The sequence below is a fragment of the Clostridium sp. MF28 genome, from assembly GCF_002969175.1.
Lineage (GTDB): Bacteria > Bacillota > Clostridia > Clostridiales > Clostridiaceae > Clostridium > Clostridium beijerinckii.
The window spans coordinates 3,560,715-3,574,994 of record NZ_CP014331.1; the positions used below are offsets into that span (position 1 = coordinate 3,560,715).

Sequence of the window (14,280 nt, forward strand, 5' to 3'; positions counted from 1 at the left end):
GTTTTACAATTATGATGCTAACAATTATAATATACGATATGTTGTATAGAAGAATTAAATTACATACAAAAAACACAATATGTAGTAGGGAGAGATAATTGAATGTCGCTTTTGAGTGAATTATGCAAAGATGCTATTAATACAATTAAAGATAATGAGGGACTTTATACAGAAGATAAATTATTAGATGCTTTAAATCCAATTGTAAGAAAAGATATGAATAAAAGAGAAATAAGAAATTCATTGATACAAGTAGCGCTGGAATTAACTACAGATATGGAGCCTAATTGGCAATATGTAGCAGCTAGGGCGTATACATATGAACTTTATGATAGAGTTAGAAGTTCTAGAAATTTAGAGGATGATAAGAATTTATACCAGGATTATTACGAATTTATTGAATCTCTAACTGAAAGAGGTCTTTATGGAGAATATATTTTAAAGAATTACTCAAGAGAAGATATTTTAGAACTGGAGAAGGATATAAAGCCGGAAAGGGATTTTCTATTTAATTATAGTGGAATCAATCTTTTAGCAAGTAGATATTTAGTTCAAGATTATAATAGAAGCCCTATAGAGCTTCCTCAGCAAATGTTTATGGGAATAGCTATGCATCTTGCAATTCCAGAGAAAGAGGAAAATAGAGTATATTGGGCAAAGAGATTTTATGATGTACTTAGTTCGTTAAAAGCCACTATGGCAACTCCGACAATGTCTAATGCACGAAAGCCATTTTATCAATTAAGTTCATGCTTTATAGATTCAGTGGAAGATAGTTTAGAGGGAATCTATAAATCGCTTGATAATTTCGCTAAAGTATCTAAATTTGGCGGTGGAATGGGTATATATATGGGGAAAATTAGAGCATTAGGTTCACCAATAAGAGGATTTAAGGGAGCATCTGGAGGGGTAATACCGTGGGTTAAATTATTTAATGATACAGCAATAGCTGTAGATCAGTTAGGTGTGAGAAATGGCTCGGTAGCAATATGGTTAGATGCATGGCATAAGGATATTCCTGAGTTTCTTCAAATAAGGACTAATAATGGGGATGATAGGAAAAAGGCACATGACGTATTTCCTGGTATATGTTATCCAGACCTATTTTGGAGGCTTGCTGAAAATGATATAGATGCTAATTGGTATATGATGTGTCCACATGAGATTAAGAACATTAAAGGATATGCATTAGAAGACTTTTATGGAGAGCAATGGGAAGAAAAGTATTATGAATGTGTAAGCGATGAGCGAATAGAGAAAAGAGTAATGTCAGTAAAAGATTTAGTGAGATTAATCATAAAGAGTGCAGTCGAAACAGGAGCACCATTCGCATTTTATAGAGATATAACCAATAAAATGAATCCTAATAAGCATAACGGAATGATATATTCATCAAATTTATGTACTGAAATCATGCAGAATATGAGTCCGATGAAGATACAAAAAAGTCAAATTCTTAGTGATAAAGATGAATATGCTGTGGTTGAGAAAATAATACCAGGAGATTTTGTTGTATGTAATCTTTCATCAGTAGTACTTGGAAATATAGATGTATGTAATGATGAAGAGGTAGAATATGTTGTTGAAACTCAGATTAGAGCAATGGATAATGTAATTGACTTAAACTATTATTCAGTTCCATTTGCTGAGATTACGAACAAAAGGTATAGGGCAATAGGTCTTGGAACTAGTGGATATCATCATATGCTTGTTAACAATAAGATACATTGGACGGAAGAAGAACATAAAGGTTTTGTGGATAAAATTTATGAGAAGATAAACTACTATGCTATAAAAGCCAGTATGAACATATCAAAAGAAAAAGGATGCTATGAATTGTTTAAGGGATCTGATTGGGATACTGGAGAGTATTTCAGATTAAGAAACTACAATAGCTCTAAATGGAATGAACTAAAGGAGCTAGTTCATGAATTTGGAACTAGAAATGGATATTTAATTGCAGTAGCACCAAATGGTTCGACGGCAACAATTGCAGGAACAACAGAAGGAATTGATCCTATTATGGCGAGATTCTATTTAGAAGAAAAAAAGGGGAGTATAATTCCTAAGACTGCACCAAATCTTTCAGAAGATAATTATTGGTATTATAATTCGGCTTATAATATAGAACAAATGTGGTGTGTTAAAATGAATGGAATACGTCAAAGGCATATAGATCAAGGTCAATCCTTTAATCTTTATATAACGAGTAGCTATACAATGAGGCAAATAATGAACTTATATATAGAGGCATGTAAATGTGGTGTTAAATCTATATATTATGTCAGATCAAAATCATTAGAAGTGACAGAATGTGAAACTTGTTCAGCGTAAGTGTACTTTATAATCTATGTATCAATACTTAGTATTAGGGGTTATACATAGTGAGATTGATAAACGAGAACTCAAATTTTATATTTGAGTTCTCAAGTTAATTTAGTTCTTTGATACTACTTGGTTATTTGAACTTATGAAAAATAAAATATATGAATAATTATGATATATTTAGATATAAAATTTTTAGAATTAATTGCTATATAACTAACACATGTTAGCTATATAATGCTTAGAGAATAGGAGTGCAGATATGACTATAAATAAAAAACCTCTTTTTAATGAGTTGGGAGATAGAGAAATCAGTAAAAAGAGAATTATAAACGGTAATACTACAAATTTAAATGATTTTAATAATATGAAATATAGCTGGGTTTCAGACTGGTATAGGCAAGGAATGAATAATTTCTGGATACCGGAGGAAGTAAATCTTTCACAAGATTTAAAGGATTATCAAAACCTATTAGAAGAAGAAAGAATTGCATATGATAAGATATTATCATTCTTAATATTTCTAGATTCTATACAAACAGCAAACTTAAGTAATATAAATAATTATATTACAGCAAGTGAGATAAATCTGTGTTTAACAATTCAAAGTTTTCAAGAAGCAGTACATTCGCAAAGCTATAGCTACATGCTTGATAGCATATGTTCTCCTGAAAAAAGGAATGAAATATTATATCAATGGAAAGATGATGAGATACTCTTGAAAAGAAATAAATTCATAGGAGACTTATACAATGAATTTATAGAGAATCCAACGGAATACAATTTATTAAGAACACTTATGGCTAATTACATATTAGAAGGTATATATTTTTATTCTGGATTTATGTTCTTCTATAACCTGGAGAGAAATGGTAAGATGCCAGGATCAGCACAAGAAATTAGGTATATAAATAGGGATGAAAATACTCATCTGTGGCTTTTTAGAAATATTATAAAAGAGCTACAAAATGAAAATCCGGAGCTATTTACTGAAGAAGTAAAAAATGAATTAAGAAATATGATGAAGATTGGTGTAGAACAAGAAATTTTATGGGGACATTATGTTATAGGAGATAAGATACAAGGGATAAATAAGCAATTAATTGAAAATTATATAAAATATTTAGGAAATAAAAGATTGAAAGAAATAAATTTATCTCCATTATTCAAAGAACAAGATAAGAACCCAGCTTCATGGGTAGATACTCTATCAAATGCAAATTCTGTTAAAACTGATTTCTTCGAAGCAAGATCTACAGCGTATGCAAAAGTGACAACTTTGATTGATGATTTATAAATAGATTTATAAAATATAAAAATAATAGGGAATAGATGGTAATAGATAAACGAAGAGATACTTTTTTTAGTAAAAATCATAAAAAACGATTAAATTTAAGTTAATTTTTTTGTGAATTATGTTATAATAGAAAAGGTTTATACTTAAAATAAAACTTGCAAATACACGAATTAATGTAAGAAATACTTACTTAATAAATGAAATTTACAATCAAGGAGGAGTTCCATATTATGAAAAAAGGTATTGCTGCTTCTAAAGGATATGCAATAGGAAAAGTATTTTTACAAGAGCATGAGGAAATCATTATAAATGACAGTAAAATTGCAGATATAGATGCAGAAAAAGCAAAAATGCAAAAAGCATTAGATGATTCTAAAGTACAATTAGAAGCTATTAAAGATAAGGCAGAAAAAGAAATGGGTGCAGAGAAGGCAGCTGTATTTGAAGCACACATTACATTATTAGATGACCCAGAATTTACTGGAGCAATGATGATGGAAATTGAAAATAATAGTATAAATGGATTAAAGGCTATTGAGAGTGTTGCAAATACTTTTGTTGCTATATTTGAATCTATGGATAATGAATATATGAGAGAAAGAGCTGCTGATATTAAAGATGTATCTAAGAGAATATTATCAAATTTTGCAGGTAAGGGCGGAGATTCTTTTGCAATTACTGAAGAAAATACAGTAGTTGTAGCCCATGATTTAACTCCATCTGATACAGCAGGATTAGATAGAACTAAGGTTGTTGGATTTATAACTAATATAGGTGGAAGAACTTCACATGCAGCTATAATGGCTAGAACTTTAGAAATTCCAGCAGTACTTGGATTAGGTGATATAACTACAGCTGTTAAAACAGGAGATGCAGTTATAGTTGATGGAATAACAGGAGATGTTATTATAAATCCATCAGAAGAAGTTTTAGCAGAATATAGAGAGAAAAAAGCAAAATTCCAAGCAGAACAAGAAGAATTAAAGAAATTAATAGATGTTAAAACAACTACTAAATCAGGTAGAAGAATAGAAGTTTGCGGAAACATTGGTAAACCAGAAGATGTACTAGGTGTTTTAGCAAATGGTGGAGACGGTGTTGGATTATTCAGAACAGAGTTCTTATACATGGATAGAGATAGTGCTCCAACAGAAGACGAACAATATGAATCATATAAATTTGTTCTTGAAAAAATGGAAGGTAAGCAAGTTGTTATAAGAACTTTAGATATCGGAGGAGATAAAACGCTTCCATATTTACCATTACCAGAAGAAATGAATCCATTCTTAGGATATAGAGCAATAAGACTTTGTTTAGATAGAAAAGATATATTTAAAGTTCAGTTAAGAGCATTGCTTAGAGCTTCTATATATGGAAATCTTGCAGTTATGTTCCCAATGATTTCTGGATTAGAAGAATTTGAGCAAGCAAAAGAAGTTGTTGAAGAATGTAAAGCAGAATTAAAAGCTGAAGGAAAAGAATATTCAGAAAAGATCCAATGGGGTATAATGGTTGAAATTCCAGCAGCAGCAGTTTATGCAGATGAATTAGCTAAACATGTTGATTTCTTCTCAATAGGAACTAATGACTTAATTCAATACACATTAGCAGCTGATAGAATGAGCGAAAAAGTTTCATATCTTTATAATCCAATGCATCCAGCAGTATTAAGATTAATAAAGATGACTATTGATGGAGCTCATAAACACGGTAAATGGGTTGGAATGTGTGGAGAAATGGCTGGAGATGAAGCAGCTATCCCAACATTAGTTGAATATGGATTAGATGAATTCTCAATGAGTGCTACATCAATCTTAAATGCTAAAAAGATAATGTTAGAACAAGAATAATATATCGTTTATATAATTAAGGCTATCTCAAAATTAATTGAGGTAGCTTTAATTTTTATACTTAATTATTATAATTGAGTGCGATATAATATATATTATGAACTGATAGAACATATTGCATTAAGAATTACAAAGGGGAATTTTATGAATAAAAAGGTTAAAAGGGCTCATGATAAAGCTATGAGTCACTATGAGATGGGACAAATAGATAAAGCTTTAGAAATATGTGAAGATATATTACTAGAAGGTTTAGATAACCCAAATGTATTGAACTTTAAAGGGCTCTTATTATATCAAAAGGGTAATTTAGACCAAGCAGTTACAGTATGGAAGATGAATAGTGATTTAAATAATGATGATATTGCAAAAAGTTACATAAATGATTCTATTTTAGATAGAAAGAGATTAGAGTTATTTAGGCAGGGAGAACAAGCATTAAAGCAGTTAAAGGTTGATAAAGCATTAAATATATTTATGAGATGTGCAGAAAGTGACTTTAATGCTATTAAGGTGAATACTGGAATTGCTATGTGCTATCAAAGGAAAGGTGATTTCTACAGAGCAAGAGAATATGCAGAGAAAGTACTAAATATCGATAAGAATGCAATTACAGCAAAAAAAATCGAGAAAGAATTGAAAGACAGTGGAACATTTATAGAGGAAAGAAACTCCTCAAAGGGGTTATTTGGAATAATAATTATGGTTATAGTGGTCGCTATTGTAGTGGGTGGATATGCAGCTGTATCAAAATATAAGAGTTTAAATAATACCGTTGAAGAAACAACGAAAGATGAAAGTGATATTAATAAAGAAGCTGATACATATGAGGTAAAGGATAATACAGAATCCGCTCCGGAGATATTAAAAGAAGAAGTAAAAGATGAACATAATAATAATAATATTAACTTTAATAAAGATAAGATGATAGCATTAATAAATACCAATGATTTAGATGGTATATATGAACAAATAAAGGATATTAAACAGGAGTCTATAACTAGTGATGATCAAGAAGTATATAAGCAAGCTGTTGATTTAATAAAAAATCAAGGGGTTTCAAGATTTTATGAAAATGGATTAAAGAGTTTTAATGAAAATAAATATTCAGATGCTAAAGCTTTTTTAGATAAAGCATATACATACTGTGAAGGGAATAGTTTAAAAGAACATATATTATTTTATAGAGCAAGCAGCTCTTCAAAGTTATCTGACAACTCTGCAGCTATAAAACAATATGAGGAATATTATAGTCAGTATCCTAATGGTGTATATGTAGAGGAATCACTCTATGATCTTGCATTACTAAACAGTTCTATAAATATGGATAAGAGTAAGCAATATGCAAGTATACTAATAAATAATTATCCAGATTCAATGTATGCTAATAATAATATAAAAAATATACTTAAGGAATAAGAAATAAGTTTCAAATTAGAAATTACTTATTCTTCTTAATTTAAAAGTAAATTACTGTCATATTAATATATCTATTAGGAAAAGATAATCACATAATCGGCATTTTATTATTAGATGTGATGATTTAGAGTATTTATTTAAATAAAGGATAGGTGAGAATATGATTTCAATAATTAAAGGATGTAACGTGTATGCACCTAAACACCTTGGAATAAAAGATGTTGTGATAGCCGGGGGCAAAATAGAAGGTATATATGAAAATCTTAATATTAAAATTGCTCCGATAGATGTTGAGGTTATTGATGGAAGAAATAAATTACTTTTCCCAGGGTTTATAGACGGTCATGTTCACATTATAGGTGCTGGAGGCGAAGGTGGATATAACACAAGAACTCCTGAAATGCCATTATCTAGCTTGGTTAAGGCAGGAATAACCACGGTTGTAGGATGTATAGGAACAGATGGAACATGCAGAAGTATGAAATCATTGATAGCAAAGGCGAAAGCACTAAAACAAGATGGCATGTCTGCATACTGTTTTACTGGTTCATATGAGTTGCCTGTTAAGACTGTAACAGACTCAATTAAAAGCGATTTAATGTTGATTGAAGAAATAATCGGAATAGGGGAAATAGCTATTTCAGATCATAGAAGTTCTCAGCAAACCTTTGAAGTATTTGCAAATGCAGTAGCAGAAAGTAGAGTTGGAGGTCTTCTATCAAATAAGTGTGGAATTGTTAACATACATTTAGGTGAAGGAAACAGGAAATTAAATTATTTATTTGAATTACTAGATAAGACAGAAATTCCTGAGACTCAGTTATTGCCGACTCATATCAATAGAAACGGTAAGCTATTTAAGGAAGGTTTAGAGTATGTTAAAAGAGGTGGTTTCATTGATTTAACAACCAGCTGTGACCTAGAGAATTTAGGAGAAGGTGAACTTAGAGCTGGTGAAGGATTAAAAAAATACTTAGATGAAAAATTACCTATAGATCATATAACTTTCACTTCAGATGGAAATGGAAGCATGGAGAAATTTGATAAGGACGGAAAGTTAGAAGGATATGAAATTTGCTCAGTTTCAACATTATACAGGGAAATTAAATATGCAATTACTGAACAAAATGTGCCAATTGAAGACGCTATTAAAGTAGTAACATCGAACGTTGCTTCAATCATGAAATTAGCTAATAAAGGAGCAATTGGGTTAGGAAAAGATGCAGATTTAGTGATAGTGGATGAAAAATCTTTAGATATAGAAATGGTTTTTGCAAATGGAAAGAAAATGATGGAGAATGGAGAAGTGATTGTAAAAGGATTTTTTGAAAAGTAATTGTAATAAGAGATGGGTTATATCATTTTTATTTGATATAACCCATTATTTTTAAATCAATATATAGAGGCTACACTTTTACTTTGAAAAAAGTGTGATGCCCTATAATTTTTTCGTTCACTTTTTGTGTTTCTTTCATCCAATGACATGTTGCGGTAGCCGGATTATAGAAAAATAAGGCATCATTTGTTGGATCAGCGCCCCTAATCGCATCGTATACTGCATTATAGCAATCTTGATCTGGATTAGCAGTTATTTTACCATTCTTAACGCATGAAAAGGCATTTTTTTGGAATATAACTTCTCTAATAGTATTTGGAAAATGAGGATCAATAGTACGATTTAATACTACAGAAGCTACAGCAACCTTTCCAGCATATGGTTCACCACCACTTTCAGCAGATACAAGTTTTGCCATTAGATCTATATCTTCACCCGTTATATATAATTGTTGAGTATCATGTTTGAAAACTTCTAAAACTTCGTTGTTTTTCTCATCAGACTGAGAATTGTTTATATTAGCACTTAAGTAGTTTACTTTCATTTTTGGATTTTCATAAGTAGTCTTAATTTCACCATGAGATCCAGCCAAATTAGACGCGAATGCTGGATTCATATTAATAACGGAAAGATATAGTATTAACGCAGTTACAAAAATACTATATGTCTTTTTCATAAAAAACCTCCTTCGGTATAATGCAACAAATAATATTATTGCCAAAGAAAGTAATTATATACACTATTTATTCGTATAATCATTTATAGGATTTTATAACGATATAAACTATAATTAATTAATAGTAATAAAAAATTACTATAAAAATAATTAAAAAGTAAGAAAATAATAATTCTCTTTATATCTAATATCATAGTATTTGTTGTATAATTTTATTGTGAGAGAAAAAGAGGTGAGAAATTTGCAAGAACTTTTAACAATGTTAATAAAAAGCTTTTCTAATATATCGATATGGTCCATATTAGATATACTAGTAGTGTCCTATATATTTTATAAAGGATATATGCTAATAAAGGAAACCAGGGCAGAACAGCTATTAAAGGGAATAGTATTAATTATAGCACTTATTCCAATCAGTTATTTATTAAAGCTAGATATGTTATATTTTATATTAAATAAGACATTAACCATCGGGGTATTATCTGTAGTTATAATTTTTCAACCAGAGATTAGAAGGGCTTTAGAACATTTGGGAAGAAGTGCTTTCGATGATCATTATCTTAATAATAGAGAAGATTTTAATACTATGATTAATGAAATTACAATTGCTGTACAAAACTTAGCAGAGAGCAAAACAGGAGCTTTAATCGTAATGGAGCAAAGTACCGGGTTGAATGAATTAATTGGTGCAGGAACAGTATTAGATGCCAAAATCACCTCGAATCTTTTGGAAAATATATTTGTTGTTAATACTCCTCTACATGATGGAGCAACAATAATAAGAAATAATAGAATTTTAGCATCTGGATGCGTTTTACCGCTTACTAGTAATAATTCTATAAATAAGAAATTAGGAACAAGGCATAGGGCAGCGATAGGTTTATCAGAAGTATCTGATGCGCTAGTTATAATCGTATCTGAAGAAACTGGTGTAGTATCGCTAGCGATCAATGGAAAAATTACACGAGGTTATGATAAAGATAGATTAAAACTTATACTTACTAAAGTAGTAGAAAATAGAAACCAGAAAAGAGTTAAAACGGCGGGAGAGAAGGTGAGGTCATGGATAAAAGTGAAAACGGAACGTTAATTGTTAAAATTATTTGTTTACTGTTATAGTGGTTCTGTGGCTATATATCTCGAATGTTGAGAACCCGCTCAGAACATATGAATTAAAAGGAATACCAGTAGAATTAACTAATGAGGACTCCCTAGTAGATTCAAAATTCGCAATTGTAAATAAACAGCCATTTACGGTGGATCTAAAATTAGAGGGGCCATCAAGTGAAATATTAAAGGTGAAGAAAGAAGATTTTAAGATTGTAGCTGATATGTCGGCTTATGCACTTAAAGTAGGGGAAAATACTATACCAGTTCAAATAATGAGTTATCCTGAAAATATAACTATAAAGAATAATGGGATGTTAGGTATAAAAGTTAACTTAGAGGAATTGACCCAAAAGGAACTTACTATAAGTTCAAAAGTAAAAGTAACTTATAAAGAAAACATTTATGAAAAAGAGCAAAATATAAATCCAAAGACCGTAACAATAACAGGGGGTAAAAGTTCCGTAGATAAGGTTACTGAAGCTATTTTGACTGGCGAAGAAAAGGATGTAGATAAAAATAAGCAAGGTGATTATAATATACAATTTATAGACTCATTTGGAAATGCAGTTAGCAATATTGAATCTAATATAAAAACCGCAAAGCTATCAATTACGGTTACGAATGGAAAGACCGTACCAGTTAATTTAAAGACTAAAGGAAATGTACCTCAAGGATTTGTTTTAGATGGGTATGAATTAAGTAAAAATAATGTAACTGTATTAGGTGATAGTCAGGTTTTAAATAAGTTGGAATCAATAGATACAGAGGCCGTGGACATGTCGTCATTGCAGCCTGATAGTGAAGTCGATGTCAAACTTAACTTACCAGAAGGTATTTCGATAGGTGATGGAGATGGATCAATTAAGGCTAAATTTAAATTAAAGAAGGAAGAGAATACAACTAAAAATATAGAATGTAATGTTCAGTACAAGAATTTAAGTGATACATTTTTGGTTACAAATCAAAGTTTAGTATCAAATGTAAAATTATCAGGTACACAAGAAGCATTAGATAAGATAAGTTCACAAAATCTAAGTGTCATACTAGATTTAGCTAATGTAAAAGAAGAAGGGACTTTTGATTACACACCTCAGGCAACACTTGTTAATGCTAATAATGTAACAGTATCAGATGTTGGAAATGTTAGTGTAACAATAAAGAAAAAGGGATAATAATAAAATCACAGTATTAATTAATTTGTTAATACTGTGATTTTTTATGATATAATTTCTTTGAATTAGTTTGGAGTAAGGTAGGATGGGAAATAATAAATAAAATATGAAGTTTGATTGAATAGATATATAATTATAGATTGCTTGTTGAAAGGATATGGTGATAAGTCTGTGGCTATAAGAATAAATAATATAAATCTGAGTTTAGACGATGATTTAAATGTTTTAGAGAAAAAAATATGTAAAAAGCTTAATATATCAAAAGAAGATATTAGTAGGTTAGATATAATCAAGAGAAGTATAGATGCAAGAAAAAAGAATGATATAAAGGTAAGCTTTAGCGTTAATTTATTTTGTAAAAAAGAGAAAATGTTACTATCAAGAATACATGATAAGGATATAAGTTTTGAAGAAATTAGAGAAATTGAGTCAATAAAAAGTGGTACCGAAGAAATTAAAGCGAGACCAGTAGTTGTAGGATTTGGGCCAGCAGGAATTTTTGCAGCATTAACATTAGCAAGGTATGGATATAAACCAATTGTGTATGAACGTGGGGAAGATGTAGATAAAAGAACTGAAACTGTGGAAAAGTTTTGGAAGGATGGACGTCTTAATTTAGAATCAAATGTTCAATTTGGAGAAGGAGGAGCAGGTGCATTTTCTGATGGAAAATTAACTACAAGAATTAAAGATCACAGATGCTCATTCGTTCTTGATGAACTAATAAAGGCAGGAGCACCGACAGAAATTAAATATGAGAGCAAAGCTCATGTTGGAACAGATCTTTTAAAAGGTGTGGTTAAGAATATCAGAGAAGAAATAAAGAGACTTGGAGGAGAGGTTAACTTTAATTCTAAGTTAGAGAAAATAACATATAAAGATGGAAAGTTAGAGAACATAGTTGTCAATGGAAAGAATATTACATGTGAGGCTTTAGTGCTAGCTATAGGACATAGTTCAAGAGATACATATGAAATGTTATATAGAGAAAATGTATCAATGGATGCAAAGGCATTTGCAATAGGGGTAAGGATTGAACATCCACAAGAATTAATAAATGTTAACCAATATGGCAACAATCATAATCATCCTAAATTACATGCGGCAGATTATAGACTTACATATCAAAGTGAAAAGCTAAAAAGAGGTGTATATTCATTTTGCATGTGCCCTGGTGGAGTAGTGGTTGCGGCAGCATCAGAAGAAGGAAGACTTGTGTCTAATGGTATGAGTTATCACGCAAGGGATTTAGATAATGCGAATTCAGCACTAGTGGTGACTGTCTCTCCAGAAGACTTTGAAGGAAGTTCACCTCTTAAAGGAATGGAATTCCAAAGGCATTATGAAAGTTTAGCATTTAAGCTAGGTGGTGGAAAGTATAAAGCACCTGTTCAATTAGTAGGAGATTTCATGAAAGATAGAGTGTCAACTAAGTTGGGTGCGGTCATCCCGAGTTATACTGCAGGGTATGAATTTAGGAAATTAAAAGAATGTCTACCTGATTATGTTGTAGAGGCTCTTAAAGAAGGAATCATAAATTTTGATAAAAAGATAAAAGGGTATGCAAGAGAAGATGCAATTTTAACTGGAATAGAGACAAGAACATCAGCACCAGTTAGATTGAATAGAAATGCTTCACTTGAAAGTATAAATGTATGCGGACTTTATCCAACTGGAGAAGGAGCAGGATTTGCAGGTGGTATAATATCAGCGGCTGTCGATGGGATAAGGGTTGCCGAACATATAATTGAAAAATTCGATTTACCAAAATAAGATTATAAGTAACATGAATGGAATTAGTATAATCTTTTCAGAAGATGAGGAAGATATATTATATTACGTTCATGTTGTGAAATCTTATAAAAATGAATATATAAAATTAATAATATAATAAAAATAATATTCTGAAAATTCAACATTTCCAATATTTTTTTGTTACAATAAGGTATAAAGAAATATTCATGGCATTGATTGATATAAATTTAACAAACAACTAAATTAATTATATATAAAAGTTAAAAATTATTAAAGTAGAGGTGCAAAAAATGAGTAAAAACTTTGATGAGTTATTATCAAGATTAAAGGAAGTTCCAACAAAAAAAGTGGCTGTAGCCGTAGCACAAGATGAACCAGTATTAGAGGCTATAAAAGAAGCTACAGAAAATAACATCGCACAAGCAATATTGGTTGGTGATAAACAACAAATCCATGAAATCGCAAAGAAAATAAACTTGGACTTATCTGATTATGAAATAATGGATATTAAAGATCCAAAGAAAGCAACGTTAGAAGCAGTAAAATTAGTTTCTAGTGGTCATGCAGATATGTTAATGAAAGGTCTAGTTGATACTGCAACATTCCTAAGAAGCGTATTAAACAAAGAGGTTGGTCTTAGAACAGGAAAATTAATGTCCCATGTAGCTGTGTTTGATGTGGAAGGTTGGGATAGACTATTATTTTTAACTGATGCAGCATTTAATACATATCCAGAATTTAAGGATAAAGTTGGAATGATAAATAATGCAGTTGTAGTTGCTCATGCATGTGGAATAGATGTTCCAAGAGTAGCACCTATATGCCCAGTTGAAGTTGTAAATACAAGTATGCAATCAACAGTTGATGCAGCATTGTTAGCTAAAATGAGTGACAGGGGGCAAATTAAAGGATGCGTAATTGATGGACCTTTTGCCTTAGATAATGCAATATCAGAAGAAGCAGCTCATCATAAAGGTGTTACAGGATCAGTAGCAGGTAAAGCTGATATATTATTATTACCAAATATAGAAGCAGCAAATGTAATGTATAAGACATTAACATATTTCTCGAAATCAAGAAATGGTGGACTTTTAGTAGGTACATCAGCACCAGTAATTTTAACTTCAAGAGCAGATTCGTTCGAAACTAAAGTTAATTCAATTGCTCTTGCAGCATTAGTTGCAGCAAGAAATAAGTAATAAATCAATCCATAATAATTAATGCATAATTAATGGAGAGATTTATATGGAATTTGCAATGCACTTTTAGATTCTATAATAATTTCTTCCGAAAATTATGCATTATGACTGTATAGAATGCATTAAATTTAAGGGGGATTCAGA

Annotated in this window: 10 protein-coding genes; 9 read left to right on the forward strand and 1 reads right to left on the reverse strand. The window is 30.6% G+C overall.

Annotation, left to right across the window (positions count from 1 at the left end; all coding sequences use genetic code 11):
* The first annotated feature begins 102 nt into the window (after window positions 1–102).
* The 5 genes from AXY43_RS15525 (at window position 103) to iadA (ending at window position 8,224) form a co-directional block, all read left to right on the forward strand.
* Window positions 103–2,334: a ribonucleoside-diphosphate reductase subunit alpha gene (locus AXY43_RS15525; protein WP_017209685.1), complete on the forward strand. Its 2,232-nt coding sequence runs from the start codon at window positions 103–105 to the stop codon at window positions 2,332–2,334.
* A gap of 253 nt (window positions 2,335–2,587) precedes the next feature.
* Window positions 2,588–3,622 carry a ribonucleotide-diphosphate reductase subunit beta gene (locus AXY43_RS15530; protein ID WP_039772711.1) on the forward strand — a complete coding sequence of 345 codons (1,035 nt, stop codon included), beginning with the start codon at window positions 2,588–2,590 and terminating at the stop codon, window positions 3,620–3,622.
* A 230-nt stretch (window positions 3,623–3,852) separates the two neighbouring features.
* Window positions 3,853–5,472, forward strand: coding sequence for a phosphoenolpyruvate--protein phosphotransferase (gene ptsP, locus AXY43_RS15535; protein ID WP_017209683.1), 1,620 nt, complete (start codon window positions 3,853–3,855; stop codon window positions 5,470–5,472).
* Between the two features lie 144 nt (window positions 5,473–5,616).
* A complete protein-coding gene (locus tag AXY43_RS15540) occupies window positions 5,617–6,888 on the forward strand; it encodes a tetratricopeptide repeat protein (protein ID WP_087702594.1) in 1,272 nt (423 codons plus the stop codon).
* Window positions 6,889–7,048: 160 nt separating this feature from the next.
* Window positions 7,049–8,224, forward strand: a complete 1,176-nt coding sequence (gene iadA, locus AXY43_RS15545) for a beta-aspartyl-peptidase (protein ID WP_039772707.1) — start codon at window positions 7,049–7,051, stop codon at window positions 8,222–8,224.
* Between the two features lie 70 nt (window positions 8,225–8,294).
* Here iadA and AXY43_RS15550 read toward each other — a convergent pair whose 3' ends face one another.
* On the reverse strand, window positions 8,295–8,900 hold the full coding sequence (locus tag AXY43_RS15550; RefSeq protein WP_011967551.1) for a cell wall hydrolase: 606 nt from the start codon (window positions 8,898–8,900) through the stop codon (window positions 8,295–8,297).
* Window positions 8,901–9,141: 241 nt separating this feature from the next.
* Here AXY43_RS15550 and cdaA point away from each other — a divergent pair, with 241 nt between their 5' ends.
* The 4 genes from cdaA to ptb all read left to right on the forward strand — a co-directional run bounded on the left by cdaA (window position 9,142) and on the right by ptb (window position 14,136).
* On the forward strand, window positions 9,142–9,990 hold the full coding sequence (gene cdaA, locus AXY43_RS15555; protein ID WP_011967552.1) for a diadenylate cyclase CdaA: 849 nt from the start codon (window positions 9,142–9,144) through the stop codon (window positions 9,988–9,990).
* A 13-nt stretch (window positions 9,991–10,003) separates the two neighbouring features.
* Window positions 10,004–11,182, forward strand: coding sequence for a CdaR family protein (locus tag AXY43_RS15560; RefSeq protein ID WP_243099095.1), 1,179 nt, complete (start codon window positions 10,004–10,006; stop codon window positions 11,180–11,182).
* Window positions 11,183–11,353: 171 nt separating this feature from the next.
* Complete coding sequence (locus tag AXY43_RS15565; protein ID WP_039772828.1) at window positions 11,354–12,955, forward strand: NAD(P)/FAD-dependent oxidoreductase; 1,602 nt, start codon at window positions 11,354–11,356, stop codon at window positions 12,953–12,955.
* 263 nt (window positions 12,956–13,218) lie between these two features.
* Window positions 13,219–14,136 (forward strand): phosphate butyryltransferase, encoded by a 918-nt coding sequence (gene ptb, locus AXY43_RS15570; RefSeq protein WP_257788281.1) that lies wholly within the window; start codon window positions 13,219–13,221, stop codon window positions 14,134–14,136.
* The last annotated feature ends 144 nt before the right edge of the window (window positions 14,137–14,280 follow it).